The 20296-nt window shown below is 74.6% G+C and carries 21 protein-coding genes; 11 read left to right on the forward strand and 10 right to left on the reverse strand.

Annotated features, from left to right (window positions below):
* Nucleotides 1-10 precede the first annotated feature (10 nt).
* The 5 genes from ACFXOZ_RS04415 to ACFXOZ_RS04435 all read left to right on the forward strand — a co-directional run bounded on the left by ACFXOZ_RS04415 (nucleotide 11) and on the right by ACFXOZ_RS04435 (nucleotide 7159).
* Nucleotides 11-796, forward strand: a complete 786-nt coding sequence (locus ACFXOZ_RS04415; protein ID WP_380587374.1) for a thaumatin family protein — start codon at nucleotides 11-13, stop codon at nucleotides 794-796.
* A gap of 91 nt (nucleotides 797-887) precedes the next feature.
* Nucleotides 888-1706, forward strand: a complete 819-nt coding sequence (locus ACFXOZ_RS04420; RefSeq protein ID WP_375896396.1) for a glycoside hydrolase family protein — start codon at nucleotides 888-890, stop codon at nucleotides 1704-1706.
* A 305-nt stretch (nucleotides 1707-2011) separates the two neighbouring features.
* A complete protein-coding gene (locus ACFXOZ_RS04425; RefSeq protein ID WP_380587377.1) occupies nucleotides 2012-4222 on the forward strand; it encodes a protein kinase in 2211 nt (736 codons plus the stop codon).
* The gene (locus tag ACFXOZ_RS04430; RefSeq protein ID WP_380587380.1) at nucleotides 4219-6348 is read left to right on the forward strand and encodes a protein kinase; all 2130 of its coding nucleotides are present in this window, start codon (nucleotides 4219-4221) and stop codon (nucleotides 6346-6348) included. The genes ACFXOZ_RS04425 and ACFXOZ_RS04430 overlap by 4 nt, the downstream gene beginning before the upstream one ends.
* Nucleotides 6349-6373: 25 nt before the next feature.
* Nucleotides 6374-7159: a hypothetical protein gene (locus ACFXOZ_RS04435; protein WP_380587383.1), complete on the forward strand. Its 786-nt coding sequence runs from the start codon at nucleotides 6374-6376 to the stop codon at nucleotides 7157-7159.
* Nucleotides 7160-7302: 143 nt separating this feature from the next.
* Here the strand turns inward: ACFXOZ_RS04435 and ACFXOZ_RS04440 are convergent, their stop codons facing one another.
* On the reverse strand, nucleotides 7303-7491 hold the full coding sequence (locus ACFXOZ_RS04440) for a hypothetical protein (protein WP_375896387.1): 189 nt from the start codon (nucleotides 7489-7491) through the stop codon (nucleotides 7303-7305).
* Nucleotides 7492-7697: 206 nt separating this feature from the next.
* Here ACFXOZ_RS04440 and ACFXOZ_RS04445 point away from each other — a divergent pair, with 206 nt between their 5' ends.
* On the forward strand, nucleotides 7698-9056 hold the full coding sequence (locus ACFXOZ_RS04445; protein WP_380587386.1) for a Fic family protein: 1359 nt from the start codon (nucleotides 7698-7700) through the stop codon (nucleotides 9054-9056).
* A gap of 75 nt (nucleotides 9057-9131) precedes the next feature.
* Here the strand turns inward: ACFXOZ_RS04445 and ACFXOZ_RS04450 are convergent, their stop codons facing one another.
* From ACFXOZ_RS04450 to ACFXOZ_RS04480, 7 genes are all read right to left on the reverse strand, one after another.
* Nucleotides 9132-10265 carry a methyltransferase domain-containing protein gene (locus ACFXOZ_RS04450; RefSeq protein ID WP_380587389.1) on the reverse strand — a complete coding sequence of 378 codons (1134 nt, stop codon included), beginning with the start codon at nucleotides 10263-10265 and terminating at the stop codon, nucleotides 9132-9134.
* The gene (locus tag ACFXOZ_RS04455) at nucleotides 10262-10411 is read right to left on the reverse strand and encodes a hypothetical protein (protein ID WP_375895101.1); all 150 of its coding nucleotides are present in this window, start codon (nucleotides 10409-10411) and stop codon (nucleotides 10262-10264) included. The genes ACFXOZ_RS04450 and ACFXOZ_RS04455 overlap by 4 nt, the downstream gene beginning before the upstream one ends.
* Nucleotides 10412-10732: 321 nt before the next feature.
* Nucleotides 10733-11581: a helix-turn-helix domain-containing protein gene (locus ACFXOZ_RS04460; protein ID WP_380529012.1), complete on the reverse strand. Its 849-nt coding sequence runs from the start codon at nucleotides 11579-11581 to the stop codon at nucleotides 10733-10735.
* Nucleotides 11582-11607: 26 nt separating this feature from the next.
* A complete protein-coding gene (locus ACFXOZ_RS04465; protein ID WP_380529014.1) occupies nucleotides 11608-12138 on the reverse strand; it encodes a DUF6879 family protein in 531 nt (176 codons plus the stop codon).
* On the reverse strand, nucleotides 12135-12332 hold the full coding sequence (locus ACFXOZ_RS04470; RefSeq protein ID WP_380529016.1) for a hypothetical protein: 198 nt from the start codon (nucleotides 12330-12332) through the stop codon (nucleotides 12135-12137). Before ACFXOZ_RS04470 ends, ACFXOZ_RS04465 begins: the two co-directional genes overlap by 4 nt.
* Before the next feature lie 255 nt (nucleotides 12333-12587).
* On the reverse strand, nucleotides 12588-13232 hold the full coding sequence (locus tag ACFXOZ_RS04475) for a DUF4360 domain-containing protein (protein WP_380587392.1): 645 nt from the start codon (nucleotides 13230-13232) through the stop codon (nucleotides 12588-12590).
* A gap of 223 nt (nucleotides 13233-13455) precedes the next feature.
* Nucleotides 13456-13866, reverse strand: a complete 411-nt coding sequence (locus ACFXOZ_RS04480) for a hypothetical protein (RefSeq protein ID WP_380587395.1) — start codon at nucleotides 13864-13866, stop codon at nucleotides 13456-13458.
* 254 nt (nucleotides 13867-14120) lie between these two features.
* Between ACFXOZ_RS04480 and ACFXOZ_RS04485 the strand changes: the two genes are divergently transcribed.
* From ACFXOZ_RS04485 to ACFXOZ_RS04500, 4 genes are all read left to right on the forward strand, one after another.
* Nucleotides 14121-14411 (forward strand): DUF4287 domain-containing protein, encoded by a 291-nt coding sequence (locus ACFXOZ_RS04485; protein ID WP_375895089.1) that lies wholly within the window; start codon nucleotides 14121-14123, stop codon nucleotides 14409-14411.
* 199 nt (nucleotides 14412-14610) lie between these two features.
* Nucleotides 14611-15819 (forward strand): FAD-dependent oxidoreductase, encoded by a 1209-nt coding sequence (locus ACFXOZ_RS04490; protein ID WP_380529021.1) that lies wholly within the window; start codon nucleotides 14611-14613, stop codon nucleotides 15817-15819.
* Nucleotides 15820-15921: 102 nt separating this feature from the next.
* Nucleotides 15922-16719 (forward strand): hypothetical protein, encoded by a 798-nt coding sequence (locus ACFXOZ_RS04495; RefSeq protein WP_380587398.1) that lies wholly within the window; start codon nucleotides 15922-15924, stop codon nucleotides 16717-16719.
* A 54-nt stretch (nucleotides 16720-16773) separates the two neighbouring features.
* The gene (locus tag ACFXOZ_RS04500) at nucleotides 16774-17469 is read left to right on the forward strand and encodes a VC0807 family protein (protein ID WP_380587401.1); all 696 of its coding nucleotides are present in this window, start codon (nucleotides 16774-16776) and stop codon (nucleotides 17467-17469) included.
* Nucleotides 17470-17517: 48 nt separating this feature from the next.
* On the opposite strand, the gene ACFXOZ_RS04505 is transcribed toward ACFXOZ_RS04500, so the two are convergent.
* The gene (locus tag ACFXOZ_RS04505) at nucleotides 17518-17775 is read right to left on the reverse strand and encodes a hypothetical protein (RefSeq protein ID WP_380587503.1); all 258 of its coding nucleotides are present in this window, start codon (nucleotides 17773-17775) and stop codon (nucleotides 17518-17520) included.
* A gap of 289 nt (nucleotides 17776-18064) precedes the next feature.
* Between ACFXOZ_RS04505 and ACFXOZ_RS04510 the strand changes: the two genes are divergently transcribed.
* Complete coding sequence (locus ACFXOZ_RS04510) at nucleotides 18065-19570, forward strand: amino acid permease (protein WP_380587404.1); 1506 nt, start codon at nucleotides 18065-18067, stop codon at nucleotides 19568-19570.
* Here the strand turns inward: ACFXOZ_RS04510 and ACFXOZ_RS04515 are convergent.
* Nucleotides 19521-20195, reverse strand: coding sequence for a TetR/AcrR family transcriptional regulator (locus tag ACFXOZ_RS04515; RefSeq protein ID WP_375895075.1), 675 nt, complete (start codon nucleotides 20193-20195; stop codon nucleotides 19521-19523). The two genes, ACFXOZ_RS04510 and ACFXOZ_RS04515, sit on opposite strands and share 50 nt — an antisense overlap.
* Nucleotides 20196-20296 lie beyond the last annotated feature (101 nt).

Here is a 20296-nt window from a genome sequence, read left to right on the forward strand (position 1 = left end):
CGGAGACGTCATGCGAAGGTTCCTGACCAGGCTGTTCGTCGCGGCGGCGGCCGCCACTCTGACCGTGGTGCTGCCCGGTGCGGGCGCGGCGGCGCCGGCCCGCACCGGGCCCGCCTCGGACGCGGTCGCGGCGGTCAACCACACGGTGACCTTCGTGAACCACTCGTCGCAGCGGCTGTGGATCGGAAGCGGCGTCAACGCCGACGGGTCGAAGCAGTTCAGCCGGCTGCCGGTCCTGGCTCCCGGGCAGTCGGCGACGGTGACGATCCCCGAGACCACCGCCCCGTTCCACTGGCGGGGGAAGTTCTTCGCCCGCCAGGACTGCGGCGGGGCCTCCGGCAACGGCTTCCACTGCCGGGTGGGCGACTGCGGCCCGTTCGCCGACCACTGCACGACGGGCGAACAGCCCGCCAGCCTCGCCGAGTTCAACTTCGACGCCAAGGACGGCGCCGCCCCCTGGTACGACGTGAGCTACGTGAACGCGTTCTCGCTGCCGGTCACGATCACCCCGGTGAACGCCTCGATCCCGGCGGGCGGGGGCTGCGACACCAGGGGCTGCGCGAAGGACCTGCTGCCCTCCTGCCCGCCCGCCGACCTGACGCGCGGGCCGGACGGCAAGCCGCTGCTGTGCACCAACCCCAGCCGCGACACCCAGAGCGACTACAGCCGCGCGCTCAGCGCGAAGTGCCCCAAGGCCTACACGTGGTCCAAGCAGGACCAGGTCCCGGGCAACAAGGTGATGCAGCAGTGCAGCCGTTGCAGCGGCTTCACCGTCACCTTCGGGCCCTCCGCGTGAGCGCCCCGGCCGCGTGAGCGCCCCGGCCGCGTGAGCGCCCCGGCCGGATGAGAGCCCCGGCACGACCGCCTGATCGAAGGAGAGGAACGCCTTGCCACGTCGAACACGTCTGTTCGCCGCCCTGCTCGCCGTGCTGACCTGTCTCACGGTCGGCACCACGGGCGACGCGTCCGCCGCCCCGGCGAAGAAGAAGGGCGTGAGCGCCTGGAACTTCACCGACGTCACCAAGGCCATGGCCGACGCCAGGGTGGGCTGGTTCTACACCTGGGCCTCGGACCGGCAGCAGATCAGGCCGCCGGCCGGCGTCGAGTTCGTCCCCATGATCTGGGGCGCGGGCTCGGTGACCGACGCGCAGCTCGCGACGGCCCGGAAGGAGGGCACGACCCTGCTCGGGTTCAACGAGCCCGACCTGCGGGGCCAGGCCTCCATGAGCGTCTCCCAGGCCCTCGACCTGTGGCCCCGGCTCCAGTCGACCGGGATGCGCCTGGGGGCGCCCGCGGTGGCGGGCGGCGGCGACGTCGCGGGCGGCTGGCTCGACCAGTTCATGAAGGGCGCCGCCGCCCGCCACCACAAGGTCGACTTCATCCCCCTGCACTGGTACGGCTCGGACTTCCGCGCCGATGCCGCGACCGGTCAGCTGCGCAGCTACCTCCAGGCCGTCCACGACCGCTACAAGAAGCCGATCTGGCTCACCGAGTACGCCCTGATCGACTTCTCCGGCGGCACCCCGCGATACCCGACGCCGGAGCAGCAGGCCGCGTTCGTGACGAAGTCGACCGCCATGCTCCAAGGGCTCCCCTTCGTCGAACGCTACGCGTGGTTCACCCTCTCCGCGGACCGCGGCGGCACCGGTCTCTACCACCGGGCGACGCCCAACCGGATGGGCGAGGCCTACCGCGCGGCCGGCTGAGCACACCGCCCGGCGCCCGTCAGCGGGTGCCGGGCGGTGCCGGGTGGCTCGCGCGGGTGAGGGCCTGCCGACGCAGGCCGCGGAGTGGGTCGAGCGTGGTCACCGGCGGCTCCGGCCGAGCGGCGCAGATCGCGAAGTTGCTTGAGGGGGCGGAAATCTGATGGTCAGTCCGATGGTGATCCCGCGCATGCCGATTCCCTCCCGCCCGCCGGACGGGGGGCCTTCGATGGACGGAAGGGGTCCACCGGATGACCTGTCCGTGCCACTCTGTCTGGTGACGGCGGCGAGGGCACGGGGGAGGCTTGGTGGCTGCCAAGGGTGACAGCGAGGGCACCGGGGCGCGGGCGGCCGTGTTCGTGGGCCCCCATCAGTTGCTGCGGCCGTTGGGCGAGGGCGGGATGGGGGTGGTGTACCTCGCCCGCTCGCCCGGGCTGAGGCTGCTCGCGGTGAAGGTCATCCGGCCCGAGTACGCCGAGGACCCGCAGTTCCAGCGCCGGTTCCAGCAGGAGGTGGAGGCCGCCCGGCGGGTGACGGGGTTCCACACGCCGCCCGTGGTGGACGCCCAGCCGCGCGGTCCGCGGCCGTGGATGGCCACGGCGTACCTGCCGGCGCCGTCGCTGGGCGAGGTGGTGCGGCGGTTCGGTCCGCTGGGCGAGGCGGGTGCGCGGGCGCTGGGGGCGGCGCTGGCGGAGGCGCTGGCCGCGATCCACGCGGCGGGGGTGGTGCACCGTGACCTCAAGCCGGGCAATGTGCTGATCGCGCGGGACGGTCCGCGCGTCATCGACTTCGGGATCAGCCGGGCCTTCGACGCGGTCCACCTGACCCGGACCGGCATGGTGTGCGGCACCCCCGGCTACATCGCCCCCGAGCGCGTCGTCTCCGCGTCCGTCACCTTCGCCTCCTCGGACGTGTTCTCGCTCGGCTGCCTGCTGGTGTACGCGCTCACCGGCCGCACCCCCTTCGGCGCCGGTGAGCCCGCGCAGATCAACCGGCGGGTGGTGTACGAGTGGCCGGACCTGTCCGGGGTGCCCGCCGCGCTGGGCCCGCTGGTGGCCGCGTGCCTGGACAAGGACCCGGGTCGGCGGCCCACGGCGGCGGCCGTGCTGGCCGCGCTGGCCCCGGCCGATCCGGCGGCGCTGCTGAGTCCGGGGTTGCTGGCCGACTTCGAGGCCCGGGAGCGGCAGGCCGGGATCGACCTGGCGGCGCCGCCCGCGGATCCGCCCGCGCGGGCGGTGCGGGCGTGGCGGTCGCTGAGCCGGCGCGGGCTGTTGGGCCTCGGTGCCGGGCTCGGCGCGGGCGCGGCGGCGGCCGTGGGCGTGCCGCTGCTGCTCACCCGCCGGGCCCGGGCGGCGGCCGGGGCGGCGATGGTCGGTGACCCCGTGGACGCGTGGGGAGCCGACGCGGGCGGCGCGGGCAGTGCCGGGGCCTCGCCCGGTGCGCCGGCCCCGCTGTGGAGCCGGCCGTTCAGCGGCGTGACGGTCCTCCACCAGCTGTCCCTCGTCGGCTCGACGCCGGTGTGGTGGACCGAGGGCACGGGCGCGACCGGTGTGGACCCCTCGACGGGGCGTACGGCATGGTCCCAGCAGGAGGTCCAGTTCTTCCAGGCGCAGGGCGGGCTGCTCTACGGGACGTCCCCGGACTTCGCGAGCCTGGTGTGGCTGGACGCCTCGGCGCAGACCCACCGGATCCCGCTCGCCGTGCCCGCCGACCAGCACATGTACGCCGCGATGACCCTGCGGGTCTTCGGCGCGGACGACCGGACCGTGGTGACGGCCCGGCAGACCTCCGCCACCGGCGGCGGGCTCCTCGCCGGGACCGACGCGGGCAGCGGCGAGGTGCTGTGGCAGCACGACGTCGCCGAGAACCTGGCGGTGTCGATGGCCCGCCACTCGGAGTCCCTGTACAGCGGTTCCGGCAGCGCGATGGGCCTGGTCGCCGACGGCAGGTGCTACTACCGGGACGGTGACGTCCTGCACGCGCTGGACCTGCGCACCGGCGAGTCCCGCTGGCAGGCCGCCGGCCTCGCACCCGCGGGCGCGGGGGTGCCCGCGCGGCTGCTGCGCGCCGGCGACCTGCTGGTGGTCGTCGCCAACCGGACGGTGGTGGCCGTGGAGGCGGCGACCGGGCGGCAGCGCTGGACGGCTCCCCCGGTCCCGCAGGCGGTCTTCGGCTGTGCGCTCGGCGGCGACCGGCTGTTGCTGTCCGGGGCCCAGGGCACGGCCTACTGCCTGGACGTCACGACCGGCCGGGGGCTGTGGCACTGCACCGTGGCGGCCGTGACCCTTCCGAGTGCGAGCGGGGACTTCCGGGCTCCGAGCGCGGGTGACGGCTTCTTCGCCGTCCCGCTGCAGGGCGGGCCGTACGGGACGGCCGTCCTGGACGCCGCCCGCGGTACGGTCCGCTGGGTGGCCCGGCCGCCCTCCGACGAGGGCCTGTGGACCACCGCGGCCGACGGCCCGACGCTCTACTGCGCCTCGTCCACCACGCTGCGCGCCTTCCGAGCCGGTGCCGGATGAGCGCGCGCAGCATCGGCCCGTACCGCGTCCTGCGCAGACTCGGCGCGGGCGGCATGGGCGCCGTCTACCTGGCCGCCACCGGCAGCGGGCGCCCGGTCGCGGTGAAGACCGTGCAGGAGCAGTACGCGGCCGATCCGGAGTTCCGGCGCAGGTTCGCCCAGGAGGTGGCCGCGGCCAGATCGGTCAACGGGGCCTACACCGTGGCGGTCGTGGACGCCGACACGGAGGCGGAACTCCCCTGGCTGGCAACCGAGTTCGTCGCCGGACCGTCGCTGTACGAGGCGGTGGCGCGGCACGGCGCGCTCGCCCGGCCCGCGCTCCACGTCCTGGGGGCGGGCCTGGTGGAGGCGCTCGCGGCCGTCCACCGCGCCCGGATCATCCACCGGGACCTGAAACCCTCCAACATCCTGGTCGCCCGGGACGGCCCGAGGGTCATCGACTTCGGGATCAGCAAGCCGACGGCCGACGCGCTGCCCACCGCGAGCGGCCAGATCATCGGCACACCCGGGTTCATGTCCCCCGAACACGCGGCGGGCCGCACCCTCACCCCCGCCAGCGACCTGTTCTCGCTGGGCGCCGTACTGGCCTTCGCCGCGACCGGCCGCGCGCCCTTCGGCGAGGGGCCGCCCGCGGTGCTGGTCTACCGGGCCTCCGAGGAACCCCCCGACCTGGACGGGGCGCCGCCGGAGCTGACCGGACTGCTGGTGCGCTGTCTGGACCGGGACCCGGCCCGGCGGCCCGCACCGGCCGAGCTCGCCGAGGCCTTCCGGTACGGCCCGGCGGTCGGCACCGACTGGATGGGCGGGGCGGAGCGGACCGTACGCGGGCGTGAGCGTGAACTGGCCCGGGTGCTGAGCGATCCGAACGGCACCCGGCGCCGGCTGCTCGTCCTCGGCGGCGCGCTGCTCGCCACGGCCGCCGCGGGCGGGGCCACCCGGCTGCTGTGGCCGGGAAACGCGGGGGCGCCCCCGAAGGCCTGGTCGGCGCCCCTCCCCCGGGCCGGGATGGCGCCGGTGGCCTGCGGCCCGGCGGCGGTGGTGTGCGCGGACCGCACGGGGGCGGTCGGCTACGCCCGCTCCGACGGACGGGTGCTGTGGACCAGCACCTCGGAGGCGGGGGCGTCCCCGGTCGGCGACGGCGGGCGGGTGTGGTCGGTGGACCAGGACGGCTCGGTGCGGGCGCGCGACGCGCGCAGCGGCGCCGACCTGTGGCGCTCGTCCGACCCGGTCCCCGGTGCGCAGGCCCTCGCCCTGCCGCTGCCGGGCCTGCTGCTGGTCACCGGGGCGGACGGAGCCCTGCACGGCTACGACGCGGCCGCGGGGCGCAGGCTGTGGAGCGGTGCCGCGCTGGGCACCTCCTTCCGCGTCCAGGGCATGGACGCGGCGGGCCTGCTGGTCGTCACGGTCCTCGGCGATCCGGCCCTGCTCGCCGACGGCACCTTCCGCTTCCTGGCACTCGACCGCGCGAGCGGGCGCCAACGCTGGTCGCTGGACGCCCAGGAGCTGTACGCGCCGCCGAGCGGCACCAACCTGTACGCCCTGGATCCGGACCGCGCCCTGACCGCCGTGGACGGCGGGCGCGGAACCGCCCAGTGGAGCCGGCCCAGCGGCCTGCCGCCGGCCTCGGCGACCATGTCCGCCGGTTCCTACCTGGGTTCGCTCGCGCTCCGTGGAGCGGTGCTCACCTGCCTGCCCGTCTCCGGGACGACGGCCACCGACGGGCAGATCCCGACGGCGGCCTTCGACACCACGGGCGCCCGGCTGTGGAGCGGCACCCACACCGGCGCCATCACCGGGTGCGCGGACGTCGCGGCCCTGGTCGCGACCGGCGGCCCGCACGGCGTGTCCGGCACCGACCCGCGCACCGGGGCCACCGCGTGGACCTGGCCGTCGGCGCAGGGCGCCGCCACCGTCCGGGGCTCCTGGGGGAACTCGGTCCTCGTCACCGCGCCCACGGACACGGGCGGGATCGCCCTCCAGTCGCTGGCCGGCGCCGACGGCAGCCCGCAGTGGCACCAGACCTTCGCCCGCCAGCCCGGCGACCCGCAGGTCCTGGTCCAGGACGCGGCCCTGCTGGTCGGCTACGGGCCCACCCTGACCGCCTACCACCTGTCAGCCGGCGGCTGACAGCCTTCGAAGGGTTCCGTACGAGATGGCCGAGATCGAGGACACCCCTCCGGCGACCCAGCCGCTGCCCACCCTCCCGCGCACGAGCCCCCTGCCGGCCCAGGCCGTTCCCGCCACCCTCCCCGACCCGGCGGACCTGCGCCCGGGCGGGCCCGCCCGGCGGTGGACCTGGCTGCTCGGGGGCATCACGGCCGGCGCGGGCGCCGCCGCGCTCGTCCTGGGTCTGGTGGCCAACCTCGTCACGCCGACCGCGACCGCCTCGTCCGCGGCGAACTCTTCCGCCGCAGTCGCGTCCTCCGGCCCGGCGTCCCCGTCCGCGGCGCTCTACACCGCCTCAGCGGCCGGCTGCTCGCTGGTGCACCCCGAGACGGTCGCCCGCTATGCCAAGGGCGCCCCCTGTACCGAGCAGAAGCCGATCGGGGGCATACCGGTGACGGGCGGGAGCTGGACCAGCCAGGACTCGGGCCTGACCATGCTGCAGGTCCTGGTCACGCTGTCCCCGAGCACCGACAGCATCTACCAGGAAACGTTGAGCAGCGCCCGGACGGCGGCGGCCACCAGCGCCGGCACCATGAAGATCACCGACGACCGGTCGGTCCCCGGCATCGGGGAGAAGGCGACCCTGCTCTACACCGTTGCGTGGGGTTACGGCCGCATCGAACTCGTGGTGCTCCAGCGCAACGCGCTCATCACCGTCAACTACCAGGCGGCCACCCGCTCCGGCTACACCTTGAAGGACGTCCCGCCCTCGGAGGCCGAGGCCGCCGCCACCGCCGCCGCGCGGGACGCCCTGGGCACCCTCACCGCGTGAGAACCACGGCGCCCCCGACTACACGGTGCGATCCGCAGCCGCAGTTCGTACTCCTCGGCTCCGGCGGCACCCGCCTGCTCGCCTGCTCGCCGTCGTCGAGGACAGCGTCGCAGGTCAGGAGCCTGCGGCAGGCGGCCGGGTGGTCAGATCTGGCGGTCCGGGTCGGAGAAGGTCAGGCCGCCGACCGCGAGCGGACGCCGGGCCGGGGCGGGCACTGCGGCGGTCTCGCCGGGCGGCTGCCGGAAGTCGGCGCCCTGCTCGAGCGGCGGCCGGCGCGCGCCGGACTGGGTGGGCAGGGGCGTGTCGGCGGCGGTCGCGGAGAAGGTGGGCATTACGAGAGGACTGTGGTCTGTCATGATCGACAGTGTCGCAGCACGGACCGGGTCGCGTCGCCACCCTCCCGGAACCGGTGGGGCCGGAGCGGGGGTCGCACAGCCCTCGCGGGTGTCCCTGGGCGGTACGGGCGATGCGGCGGTGTGGGCGGTGCGGGCGGAAATTGCGTTGCCCGGACCCCTGGCCCCCGTGGCACCCTGACCCGGTGTCCAACGCGCTCTACCCCGCAGGCCTGACCTGGGACGAGGTCGACCCCGCCGCCCACCCCTTCGACCCCGCTTCGGCCGCGCAGGTGGTCCGCTCCCTCGGCCCGGCGCGGCGGGTGCCCTCCCGACCGGACCCCGCCGTCGATCCGATCGGAGTCAACTGGGCGCGGGAGGCGGCCAGGCCCTGGACCGATGCCATGACCCACGTGCTGATCGAGCACTACGGCCGGTGGGCGGCGGGGTGGCGCTGGTCGGTCGGCGAGGCGGACGTCGACGGCGGGCCGGTCGGGAACTGGTGCTGCGGGTCGCACTCGATCACCACCGCGGAGCAGACCCTCGACCGGGTCGTGGCCTCGCTGTGCGAGTGGCGCGACTGGCTGGAGCACCTCGCGCGGTGGTTCGAGGCCTACCCCCTGGACCCGGAGACCCTGGTGGCGGACCGGATCCTGTGGGAGCGCGCCGCCCGCAACCTGATCCTGCAGGTCGCCGACCGGACCGGCGCCGAGAGCGGCTGGTACGGGCACTGCCGGCAGGTCCTGGGCTGGTTCCTCACCTACTGGGGCGTCGCCCCCGAGGCGGCCGAACGGCTGGTGCGACAGGCGGTCGGCGGCCGGTTCAAGAGCTGGACCGCGCCGGACACCGTCCTGGCGGAGGAGGTCGCCGAACGGCTCGTCGGCCCGCTGCGCCCGCAGGACACCCACTGGTCGCCGGCCCCGGGCGGGCTCCCGGACCACCTGGAGCGCTGGCTCGCGGTACGCGAGAGCATGCCGTGGCCGGACGGCGAGGCCGGCACGGACGGCGCGGACCACGAGCCGACGGCCGCCGCCCGCGACAGCGCGGCGGAGGACTTCCGCTCCTTCGACGCCGCCGTGGACCCCGCCCGCGCCGCCGGCCTGCTCACCGCACTGGAGCTGGTGCGGGCCGACGCGGCGCGAGGTGCCATGCTCGACTTCGAGCTGCTGCGCAGCTGGCAGCAGCACGTCCTGGGCACACCCGAGCCGCCACCGCTGCGCACCCGCCCCGCCTTCGCCAAGGGCGGCGAGGAGCGCTACGGGATCGGCCCCGACACCGGCACCCGCCTCGACGCCTGTCTCGCGCAGGCCACCGACAGCCGGCCCTCGCTGGCCGCCAGGGCGGCCCGGGCCCACCTGGACGTCTGTTTCTTCCACCCGTTCGACGACGGCAACGCCCGCGCCGCCCTGCTCACCCTGCTGTTCGTACTGGCCCGCGAAGGCCGCACCCTCGACTCGGTGATACTCGTCCGCCGGTTCGGCCACCGGGCCGACGACCCGCAGGACGCGCTGAGCCTGTGCCGTTCCGTCGAGCTCGATCTCAGGCGCTGCGCCGCCGCCCGGTAGGAGACTGGAGCGACCCACGCCCCGACACCCCGAACCGGTCCGCCATCACCCGGGACGGGTCCCGGACGGGCGGGCTCACCGGATCGGCCGGCCGGGGTTGTCCAGCCAGGCGCGCCAGCCGTCGGGGGTGACGGTCAGCCCGAGGCGCGCGATGCCGGGCTCGCCCTCCTCGTGCCACCAGGCGAGGGCCCGCTCGAAGTCCTCCCACAGGCGGCGGCCGCCGTACTGGCGGACCGGGTGCACGTCCTCGCCGTCGCGGAAGGTCGCCGCAGCCCAGGCCGGGGTGGTGAGGGAGTAGAGCCACAGGGTGCGGGCGCCGTCGTCGTGCGGCTGGATCGCGTGGACGACGTCGCGCAGGCGCAGGCCGGCGGCGAGCGGGAACGGGTCGAACGTGCCGTGCGGCGGCAGGACGGCGGTGGTGGTGGACTCGGCGACGCTCCCGCCACCGGGCGGGTGCTGCGGCCGGCGCAGGCGCTGGGAGCGCATCTTCATGAACTCCACCGGCTGGAGGAACGGGCCGCTCGCGGCGCCGTCGCCGGTCACGGTGAGGCGGACCAGGGCGTCGGCGTTGGAGTAGTGGGTGCCGAACGGCGCCAGGATCAGCCCGCCCGGCTTCGTCTGCTCGATCCAGGCCCGCGGAACCTCGCGCAGCCCGTAGGTCGCGATGATCCGGTCGTACGGGGCGCCGGGCGGGTGGCCGGATTCGCCGTCCGCACGGACGACGGTCGGCCGGTAGCCGGCGCTCGTGAGCGCGGTACGGGCCCGGGCGGAGATCCCGGGGTCGATCTCGACCGTGGTCACATTCGCGTCGCCGAGCCGGTGCGCGAGCAGGGCGGCGTTCCAGCCGGTGCCGGTGCCCTGCTCCAGCACCCGCATCCCCGGCTCCACCTGGAGGTCGTCCAGCATGGAGGCGACCAGGGAGGGCATCGAGGCGGAGCTGGTGGGTACGGTGCCGGGCTCGGCGCCCCGGTGTTCTCCGTCGTCCCACTGCGTGACGATGGGGATGTCCGCGGCGGCCGCCGCCAACCAGCCCGCCTCGTCGGTGGTCCGGTCGACGGGCCAGCTCTTCCCGGTGGCCATGTCGTGGGCCCAGACCAGGTCCGGTAGGAACAGTGAGCGCGGGACGGCGTCGAAGGCCGACGTCCACGCGTCGGCGACGGGGAAGGACCGCCCCGGCGGGCGGTCCTCCTGCCCAGGTGCGAGCGTCACTTGCGGTGGCCCCCGTCCCCGGGCGGGGGGCCGCCGTCCGGGGACGGCGGGTCGGACGGCGGCGTCCACGGGGTGCCCGGATGCCCGTCCCCCTCGCCGCCACCGCCACCCGCACCTGCGCCGCCGTGGCCTCCGTCGTGGTCCATGCCGACCTCCCTTGTCGCCGCTGTGATGGTGCCTCCCGGTGCCGGGAGGAGTAGCGGGCCTGCCCGGCCCGCGCGAGCCACGCCGGGCCGCGAACGCGCACATCCGCGCAGTGCGGTGCGCACCGGACGGCAGACCATGGCGGTACTCCGCTCCCTCGCGGGCGGTGACGGCTGCGCCCACCCGACGGGGGGTCAGGCGGGCGCAGCGGCCCCGGCGCGCCCGCCGGGAACCGGGTGTCCGGTCCGTCACGGCGGGCGACGGTTCGACGGTAGGGGGTAAGCGGCCGGGCCCTCAACGAGGTTGCGCCGTCTTGCGCGAAGTCACCCGAGAGTGGCTATCGCCGCCGTGATCAGCTGACGGGCCCCGGTTCCGTGGACGGCCATGGCGGCCAGATCCGCGAAGGTCCGAACGTAGTCCGCGATCTCGCGCGGCTGGGTGATCCGTAAGTAGCCGGAGGTCAGTTCGACGGCTACCTCGTCCTCGTCGAACATGTAGAAGTCCTCGACCGGCAGGTGCGGGCGGTCGGGCCCGGTGGGGATGACGCCGACGCTGACGAACGGGCTGGAGGAGACGGCGAGCAGGTGGCCGAGCTGGGCTGCCATCGTCTCCGGGTCGCACACGGCGGCGCGCAGCACCCATTCCTCGATGAGCAGGCCGAAGCGGTGCCGGCCGGAGAACAGCATCCGCTGGCGCTCCAGGCGGGCCTCCACGGCGTCGGCGACGTCGTCGACCTCGACGCGGGCGCGCTGGATCGAGCGCAGGACGGCGGTGGTGTACTCGGGTGTCTGCACCATGCCGGGCAGGACACGGCTGGCGTAGACGCGGAAGTGGCCGGTGCGCCGGTAGAGGGCAGCGACGGACTCCTGGGCGGCGCGCAGCCCGCTGCGCTCCATCCGGCGCCACTCGGTGTACATGGAGTCGACCGTGCGGGCTGCGGCGATGAGATCGGGGACCTGGTCGGCGGAGTCGCACGCGGTGCACCAGGCGCGCAGGTCGGCCTCGGACGGCGCCGACTTTCCGCTGAGGATCCGGGAGGTCTTGGAGGGGTGCCAACCGCACCGGGCGGACAACTCCTTGCCGTCGATCCCGGCGTCCAGCATCAGCTCGCGCAGCCGGACGGCGAGCGCGGCGCGGGCGGCCTGGGCACTGGATGAGGGCGAGGCGGGCATGGGCTGTCTGCTCGGCGTGGGCGGGCTCAGACGGTGTACCGCTCGTGCGGGACGGCCCGTTCCCACACCGCTTCGAACGCGGTGGCGCAGAGCTTCGCGACGGCGGGGTCCTCGGTGTCGGAGGTGCGCGGGTCGGCCCAGTCGCCGTCACCGGTGAAGTGGTTGAACCGCACGACGCGGTCGTCGAACAGCCAGAAGTCGGCGCCGGGCAACGCCAGGTCGCACGCGTCGCGGCGCGGCAGCCAGCGGACGTCCTCGCCGGCCGCGGTGTTGACCGGCGTCATGGCGTGCAGGTACCGCGTGTAGAGGGTGACCGGCTCGGACACGATCCGGGCCCGGCGGACAGCCACACCCCGTTCGGTCGCCTCGCGCAGCATGGCCGTCCAGTCCCGCCAGTACTCCGACTCCGGGTCGAGGTCGGACTCGCCGGTCAGTCGGAACCGTTCGACGGCCTCTGCCTCGTCCGGGACACCGTAGCTGTCGCGCATCTCCAGGTGGACCGCCGAGTACCGGGCGGCGGCCAGCAGGTCAGAGAAGCTCATCACGCTCTGCGTCATCGCGGGTCTTCCGCAGAATCGGGATCGCCGACCTCGGCGTTCAGTGCGTCGTCCGCCTTCAACCCCTGAATCACCAGCTCCTGCTTGTCGTTGTCCAGCAGCACCATGGGCGACCCTTCCTTCCCCGTCTCAGGGTCGATCCCCACGAAATCTAGCCCCACGACACCCTCCAGCACCACGCCGGTTGCGGTCACTTGCGCGTCACCGTTCCGCAGTGCTGACGATCCGTCAAGGGCGTGCGGGCGCAGCCGGGCGGCTCGCGTCCGCGCTGGCCGTACGGCGTGCCCCGGCTCGTGCAGCGAGGGGTGCGACTGCCGGGCGCAGCCTGGTCCGCCGGTTCGGCCACCGGGCCGACGACCCGCAGGACGCGCTGAGCCTGTGCCGTTCCGTCGAGCTCGATCTCAGGCGCTGCGCCGCCGCCCGGGGGCGGCGGGCGCGGCGTCAGGAGGTCATGGACAATGCCGCAGGGTCAGGTGGTACACGGTTTTGACCGTGCCGTCCGTCGAGTCCATCTCCAGGAAGCTGGTGTCGCCCGGGCTCGAAGTGCCGCGGTCGACCTGCAGTTCGGTGGTGATGTCGAGGTTGCGCTCCTCCCCGCAGGGGGCGAAGGCCAGGGCCGCGGCCGGCGCGGTGTCGGTCGTCTGCCAGTCGCCGTTGAACCCGCCCTTGAAGTGGTGGGTCGCGGTGGTGGTGCGGGGGTCGCCCTGGAAGTGGTAGCGGGCCCGCTGGGTGCCGGAGGCGCCCGGCGCCAGTGATGCGAAGCCGCGGTAGTCGGCGGACACGATCGCGTAGGTGTAGCCGCTGGGGACGTGCACGAGAAGGGTGAGCTGACAGTTCTTCCGGAAGTCGGTCGGCGACGCCCCGGGCCCCACCTGGGCGAGGTAGTTACTGTAGGTGACGGTGAAGGCGGTGTTGTCGGGGGACACGGCGACGGCGGCCGTCCCCTCCGGGCAGCCGGTGCCGTTGACGGCCACGCTGTCGATGACGACCTGCTCCTGCGGCGGGGGTGGGGGCGGGGCCGGGCTGCCGCCGAAGGCGGACGAGCCGAACAGTGAGGTGGCGACACCAGTCGCGGCCAGCACGCGGAGCACCATGGTTTCCCTTCGACCGTCCACGGGTCCGGGGGCGGGCGTCGGTCTCCGCGCCCGCCCCCGGATCTACACGTCGGCATCGCACCACACACCGCGTACCCGAGTACAGAAGGTGACAATTCGGTCACTCAAACGGCCCGCACGGTCGGGGCGTCGTTCACCCACGTACGGGAACAGGGCGCCGCGCGGGTGGGCGGAACGTCCCCGCCCGCGCCGTCGGGTGGTGTCAGTGGACGAAGATCCGGTGCGGGGTGTCCTTGGTGGCGGGCTGGTTGCGGTCCAGGTGGACGCCCGGGTAGGTCTTTCCCGCGTTGCGTACGGCGAAGCTGATGAGCACGGCCATCAGGCCGGTCACACCCGACAGGCCGGGGACGGCTCCGCCGCCGCCGATGAGGCAGGCGACGGCGACGAGGGCGATGCCCGCCGCGAGCAGGAGCCAGCCGGAGGTGGTGCGGGTGCGCTGCTTCTGTGCGGCGGTCGGCTCGGATTCCAGCACGACCTTGATGGGGAGGCGGCAGTCGCCGCAGTACGCGTCGAGGACGACGGACCCCGACTCCGGGCGCCGGCTCGCGCCGAGCGGGAACAGGTGCCACTGCGAGTGGTAGGTCGTGCTGCGCAGCACCTCGGTGCGGGTCATGCTCGTCCGGTGGCCCAGACGGAACCGTGAGACTTCGGTGGGCACGCTCATGGATCTCGCTCCGTCTCCCCGTGCGCGGCCCCCCAAGTGTCCGCGCGGGCCGCGATGTTAACAAACGCACGTGTACGCGAGGGGCCGCCGGGCGACGCCCGGGCGGCGCGGCCGGTCCGGAAGTTCCCGGCCGTCGGGCGATGAGTTTCGCCGCCCGGGCCGGTCTACCCCTTGAACACACCGACACGAGCAGGAGAGAGCACATGTCCTTCCAGGCGTACCTCGACACCATCGAGACCAGGACCGGCCTGACGCCGCGCCAGTTCGTCGCGCTCGCCGAGCAGCGCGGCTTCGACGCCCCGGCCACGAAGGCCGGGGTGATCCTCGCCTGGCTCAAGGAGGACTACGGACTGGGCCGCGGCCACGGCATGGCCCTCGTCCACGTCCTCAAGCACGGCGCGAAGATCGACGCCCGGCACGTGGGCACCACGGGGTCGCACCGCGACGCCTCCGACACCCTGTGGCTGGACGGCCGGGCGACCAGGCCCGCGTGAACGGTCGGGGCCGGACCGGGGCCGGGCCGTTTCGGGGTGTGCTACGGTCGTCGGCGCTGGCTGGAATGCGCGAAAAAAATCCGCTCCTGAATGGTGTTTCCGAGCGGCGCCCCACACGGTGTTCGTTCCTCTGCGAGGAACCCGGTGCTTCCTTCGTCGTCCTGAACGAAGGCAGAGGACTGTGCTTTTTCCGTACCGTGTGATCATCATCGGGGCCGGACTGGGCGGGCTCGCGCTCGCCCACGGCCTGCGCGAGCGAGGCGTCGACGTCACCGTCCACGAGCGCGACGCCCGTCCCGGGGCCCGGCCGCAGGGCTACCGCATCCAACTCGACGAACCCGGCCTCACCGCCCTACGGCAGTGCCTGCCCGCCGAGTTGTTCGGGCTCTGCCTGGCCACGGCCGGGGCACCGCCGGCCCGGGTCTCGGTCCGCAACCGTCACCTGGAGGTCCTGGCGGACCGAGCCACGGGCCGAACCGCGGACCCGACGGCGGGCTTCGAGGCGGCGGGCGTCGGCCCGCGCGCCTTCGACCGGCCGACGCTGCGTCGGATCATGCTCCTCGGACTGGGCGACCGGGTGCACCACGGCGCACAACTGGCCTCCTACCGGCACGAGGACGACGGGCGGGTCACCGCCTGCTTCGCCGACGGCCGGACCGCGACCGGCGACCTGATCGTCGGCGCCGACGGCGTCAACTCGACGGTGCGCCGGCTCCTGCTGCCCGCGGCCCGGGTCGAGGACGCCGGCCTGCGGCTGGTCTACGGCCGGATCCCACTGGACGGGCGGGCCCGCGCAGCCCTGCCGGGCTGGGCCTTCGAGAGCATCTTCACCGTGGTCACCGACGGCCCGGGCAAGGCCCATCTGGGCCTGGGCCCGGTGGAGTTCGCCACCCGGCCCGACCTGGCCGGCCGGGCCCGGACCCCCGCCCTCGACCTGCCCCCGGCCCACGACTACCTCGCGTGCATGGTCGGCGCACCCGCCGACCACCCCGCGATGCCCGCCCCCGCGGACCTGCGCACGCTGCCGCCCGCCGCCCTGCGCGACCTCGCGCTGCGGCTGCTGGGCGACGGCTGGCACGAGGACGTCCACCGCCTGCTCGCCCGGTGGGACACCGCCTCGCTCTTCCCGCTGCGCATCTCCACCTCCGCCCCCGTGCCGCCCTGGGAGCCGGGCCCGGTGACGCTGATCGGCGACGCGATCCACGCGATGAGCCCGGTCCTGGCGATGGGCGCCAACACCGCCGTCCGCGACGCCGCCGAACTCAGCCGCGCCCTGGCCGACGCGACCGGCCCGGGCCCGGGCCTGGCCCGGGCCGTGGGCGTGTACGAGAGCCGGATGCGGGACTACGCCTTCCCGATCGTCGCCGACTCCCGCCGGACCGGACAGCAACGCGTCGGCCAGCGCTGACCGGACACCTGCGGGAGGGGGTCTGCGGAAGGGAGTCCTGCGGGCGGGCGAGGGCGGGCTAACGCCCTTGAGCGGAGCCGGTGTTGGTGCTTCACTGTGCGGATGATCAGCGAGGCCGAGATGACTGACCTGTTCGGCGCCGTACTCAGCAGGCACCGGGTGGACACCCGGGCGCGGTGGCGCAACGCCGTGTGGGCGCTGGTGGTGGCCGTGCCCAGCGGCTGGCTCGGGCTGTGGGCGCTGGTCGCCGCGGACGACGGCCGTCCGGGCGGGGGCCGGGCGATCGGCCTGGTGATCGGCCTGTCCCTGGGCGCGCTGTACATCGCCGTGACACAGGCGTGGCGCGCGGTGCGGGGCGGGTCGGGAGAGTACTTCGAGGTCCGCGAGCGCGGGATCGTCCACGGCTCGCGGCGCGGTGCGGTGGGCTGGGAGTGGAGCCGGATCGTGTCGGTCACGATCCCCGGCACCCCGAGGATCCACGGCCTCGCCCGCCGGCTGGGCAACGACTACCGCTGCCGCCTCGCCCTCGACGGCGGCGCCCGCCTGTACATCGACGGGCACGCCGCCGGGGCCTTCGGCCTGGGCCGCGCGGTGCTGGAGCACAGCCCCCGGGCGCGGCGGCTGCAAGGGGACGAGTGGCAGGACCGGGCGGGCGGCTGGTTCCTGGCCGGGGCGGCGGTGTTCCTGCTGGCGGGGGTCTCGATGGTCGCCTATCTCGCGAGCCACGCGGACACCACCCGCACGGTCACCGACCCGAACGGGATGCTCCGCGAGGAGACCGTGCAGGGCGTCGGCGACGGTGTGATCATGGCGGTCGGGCTGAGCCTGCCGGTGTGCGCGATCGGCGCGATCACGTGCATCGTGCTGTACGTCCGCTACCGGCGCTACCGCCCGCGCTGACCGGGCGGTTCCACCCCGGCACTACCCTGGCCTTCCCCGGCCCCGGAGGACGCCGTGCCCCCCACGCGAAGCGCCGGCGGTGACGCCCCCGCGCCGCCGCCGCGGCCCAGCGGCCGGCGCCTGCTGCTCGGCGTCGCCTGGGACATCGTGGTCCCGATCGCGGTGTACTACGGGCTGCGCGCCGCCGGGGTCGGCGTCTTCGGCGCGCTGCTGGCCGGCGCCGTCCTGCCCGCGCTCACCACAGCGGTGCGGTGGCTGCGCACCCGGAGCCTGGAGGGCATGGCGGGATTCATCGCCGGGACCATGCTGCTCGGCGTCGCGGCCGCGCTGGTCAGCGGCAGCCCCCGGTTCCTGCTGGCCAAGGACGGGTGGCTGACCGGCGTGGCCGGGCTCTGGTTCCTGGTCTCGGTCAGGGCCAGGCGTCCGCTGCTCTTCCACGCCGGACGGCCGCTGCTGGAGGGCCGGTTCCGCTCCGACGGCACCTCCTGGGACGTGCTGTGGGAACGCGAACCGGCCTTCCGGCGGATCTGGCGGGTCTCGACCGCGATCTGGGGCGTGGCGATGCTGCTCGACGCCGCCGCGCGGGTCGTGATGGCGTACACCCTGCCGGTGGACGCGGTGCCCGGCCTCGGCGCGCTGCTGTGGCCGGTCACGCTGGTACTCCTCCAGGTGGTCAACGGCCTCTACTACGAGCTGGCCGGGCTCTGGCGGCTGACCTCCGGCACGACCGCGCGACCGCCGCGCGGCTGAGCACCCCCGGCCGGGAGGTCACCTGCGGTGCGGTGCCGGGCGCGGCCGTCACCGCTGGAAGGGGCTGGGGCCCCAGGCCTTCCCGCCGACCGGGTAGCTGTACAGCGGCCGGCCCTTGACCGCGCTGGTGCGGAACGGCGCGCCGCCGCCGGGGCCGACGGTCAGCGTGCCCTTCCGGGTGCCGCTGGACCACTCCAGTTCCAGGTACCAGCTGACGTCGTGGGAGGTGGTCTGGGCGGTGACCTCGATGACCTGCGGGTCCCGCTCGCTCACCTCGACCGGCAGGCCGGCGCTGCCCTCGGTCACCACCGGGCGGGAGCGGAGGCGGGGTCGTTCTTCAACGACTCGCTGATCGGCGACGTCGTCACGGTCGTGCACTCCAAGGAGAAGACCGTCGCCCCCGACAACGGACTCGGCGGCTGGAACCTCCTCTGGGCCAACTGGTAGCACCCGCCCGGGCGTTGGCCGGATCCACGGCGCCTCGCCGCCGGCACCCGCCGCACGGGGTTCCACCGGGGTTCCACCGGGGGCTTGATCACGACGGGTGGTCGGGGCCAAGATCTCCCCCGGTTGGATCACAACGGGGGGAGCCGTGATGTCCGAGGACCGGTCGGTCAGTCGTGGACTGAGACAGCGCCACATCGCCATGATCGCGCTGGGCGGTGCGATCGGAGCCGGGCTGTTCGTCGGCTCCGGCGTCGGGATCGCCGCGGCGGGGCCGGGGATCGTGGTGTCGTACGTGGTGGCCGGGGTGCTCACGGTGCTGGTCATGCGGATGCTCGGCGAGATGTCCGCCGCCCGCCCCGGCTCCGGGGCGTTCGCCGCGCACGCCACCCGCGCCTGGGGGCCGTGGGCCGGGCTGCTGGCCGGCTGGATGTACTGGGCGCTGCTGGTGGTGAGCGTGGCCGCGGAGGCGATCGGGGCGTCCCGGATCGTGGCGGGTTGGCTGCCGCAGGTGCCGGCCTGGGTGTGGGTGGCGGTGTTCATGGCGCTGTTCACCGGGACGAACCTGGCGGGTGTGCGGCACTTCGGCGAGCTGGAGTTCTGGTTCGCCGGGGTGAAGGCGGCCTCGATCTGCGCGTTCGTCCTGCTCGGCGCCGCCGCCGTGCTCACCGGCCGGACGCCGGCCGCGGAGAACCTGACCGCGCACGGCGGGCTGCTGCCGCACGGCTGGCACGGGGTCGCGGTGGGCACGATCGCCGCGGTGTTCGCGTACGGCGGGCTGGAGACGGTGACCATCGCCGCCGCCGAGTGCGCGGACCCGGTGGCCGCGGTGCGCCGGGCGGTGCGCACGGTGCTGTGGCGGGTGGCGCTGTTCTACATCGGCTCGATGGCGGTGATCGTCGCCGTGGTGCCGTGGGACGACCCGGCGGTCGCCGGCGGCCCGTACGCGGCGGCGATCGGCCGGATCGGGGTGCCGGGTGCGGCGCAGCTGATGGACGCCGTCGTGCTGGTGGCGCTGCTGTCGGCGATGAACGCCAACATCTACGGCTCCTCGCGGATGCTGCACGCCCTCGCGGCCCGCGGTGACGCGCCGCGCCTGCTGACCGGGCGTGGTGGGGTGGAGGACTCGGGTGGTGCGGGCGGCGGCGCGCTGGTCGGGGCCGGGCGGGCCGTGCTCGCCTCGGCCGCGTTCGGTTTCGGGTCGGTGGTGCTCAGTCTGCTGTGGCCGCGGACCGTCTTCCCGTTCCTGCTGAACTCGATCGGGACGGCGATCCTGGTGGTCTGGATCCTGATCGCCGCCTCCTACCTGCGGCTGCACGGCCGACGGCAGCGGCGCACGGACGGGCAGGAGCAGGAGCAGGAGCGCGGGCGGGAGCAGGCGGCCTCGATGTGGGGCTTCCCGTACCTGGGCTACGGGGCGCTGGCGGCGATGGCCGGGGTGCTGGTGTTCATGCTGGTGGACCCGGGCAGCCGCAGCCAGGTGCTCTGCACCGGCGCGTGGACGGCGGTGCTGCTGGTGGTGGCCGGGCTGCGGCGGCACCGGCGCGGGCCGGTCGCCGGTCCGGCCGTGGCGGCGGCCCCGGGCGCCGGGCCCGCCGTCGCCGCGGTCACTGCTCCCGTGCGTACCGGGCCAGGAACAGGTCGACCCCGGAGCTGATCGTGCGGTGCATCGCGGCCTCGTCCAGTTCGGCCTCCGGGCGGAACGTGCGCACCAGCTGCGGCACGCCCACCGTGCAGGCGACGAGCTGCTGCACGGCCAGCGCCGGGTCCTCCACGGCGAGCACCCCGCGGCGGTCCAGTTCGGCGAAGGCCTCGATCAGCGGGCCGTTGTTCATGTCGTAGCTGACCCGGTACCAGAGCTGGCCCAGCTGCGGGAAGCGGTCGATCTCGCCGATCACCAGCCGGCGCAGCGACATGATGTCGGGGCGCAGCAGGATGCGGGTCCAGTCGAGGGTGAGCGTGATCAGCGCGGAGCGCAGGTCGTCGGCCTCGGCGATGGTGGAGTTCCACGGCTTGAGGTCCTCGTAGGTGGTGGGCAGTATGCCGCCGATCACCGCGAGGAAGAGCCGCTCCTTGTTCCCGAAGTGCTTGTAGATGGTCGCCTTGGAGACACCGGAGCGCGCGGTGATGGCGTCCATCGAGGCGGCGGAGTAGCCCTCCTTCAGGAACTCGACCAGGGCCGCGTCGATGATGGCCTGTCGGCGGCGCTGGGCGGCGTCGACCGGGCTCGGGATGATCGGGATGCCGAACTCGTCGGTCGGCTGGGGGTCGTCGGCGGCCATCGGGTTCTCCTCGGGGTGCTCGGGGGGAGACGGTACGGGCCAGTATATGAAACTGAACGGTTCGGTCGGTGCGCTCGGGCGGGGCGCTCGGCCCTGCGCGC

The organism is Kitasatospora sp. NPDC059160, assembly GCF_042755465.1.
Classification (GTDB): domain Bacteria; phylum Actinomycetota; class Actinomycetes; order Streptomycetales; family Streptomycetaceae; genus Kitasatospora.

Excerpts from the sequence above, each read along its gene's own strand:
- ACFXOZ_RS04465 (WP_380529014.1), bottom strand. The coding sequence starts at position 12,138 with ATGACGCAGAGCGTGATGAGCTTCTCTGACCTGCTGGCCGCCGCCCGG.
- ACFXOZ_RS04435 (WP_380587383.1), top strand. The coding sequence starts at position 6,374 with ATGGCCGAGATCGAGGACACCCCTCCGGCGACCCAGCCGCTGCCCACC.
- ACFXOZ_RS04460 (WP_380529012.1), bottom strand. The coding sequence starts at position 11,581 with ATGCCCGCCTCGCCCTCATCCAGTGCCCAGGCCGCCCGCGCCGCGCTC.
- ACFXOZ_RS04480 (WP_380587395.1), bottom strand. The coding sequence starts at position 13,866 with ATGACCCGCACCGAGGTGCTGCGCAGCACGACCTACCACTCGCAGTGG.
- ACFXOZ_RS04495 (WP_380587398.1), top strand. The coding sequence starts at position 15,922 with ATGATCAGCGAGGCCGAGATGACTGACCTGTTCGGCGCCGTACTCAGC.
- ACFXOZ_RS04430 (WP_380587380.1), top strand. The coding sequence starts at position 4,219 with ATGAGCGCGCGCAGCATCGGCCCGTACCGCGTCCTGCGCAGACTCGGC.
- ACFXOZ_RS04455 (WP_375895101.1), bottom strand. The coding sequence starts at position 10,411 with ATGGACCACGACGGAGGCCACGGCGGCGCAGGTGCGGGTGGCGGTGGC.
- ACFXOZ_RS04485 (WP_375895089.1), top strand. The coding sequence starts at position 14,121 with ATGTCCTTCCAGGCGTACCTCGACACCATCGAGACCAGGACCGGCCTG.
- ACFXOZ_RS04415 (WP_380587374.1), top strand. The coding sequence starts at position 11 with ATGCGAAGGTTCCTGACCAGGCTGTTCGTCGCGGCGGCGGCCGCCACT.
- ACFXOZ_RS04515 (WP_375895075.1), bottom strand. The coding sequence starts at position 20,195 with ATGGCCGCCGACGACCCCCAGCCGACCGACGAGTTCGGCATCCCGATC.
- ACFXOZ_RS04475 (WP_380587392.1), bottom strand. The coding sequence starts at position 13,232 with ATGGTGCTCCGCGTGCTGGCCGCGACTGGTGTCGCCACCTCACTGTTC.
- ACFXOZ_RS04510 (WP_380587404.1), top strand. The coding sequence starts at position 18,065 with ATGTCCGAGGACCGGTCGGTCAGTCGTGGACTGAGACAGCGCCACATC.
- ACFXOZ_RS04440 (WP_375896387.1), bottom strand. The coding sequence starts at position 7,491 with ATGCCCACCTTCTCCGCGACCGCCGCCGACACGCCCCTGCCCACCCAG.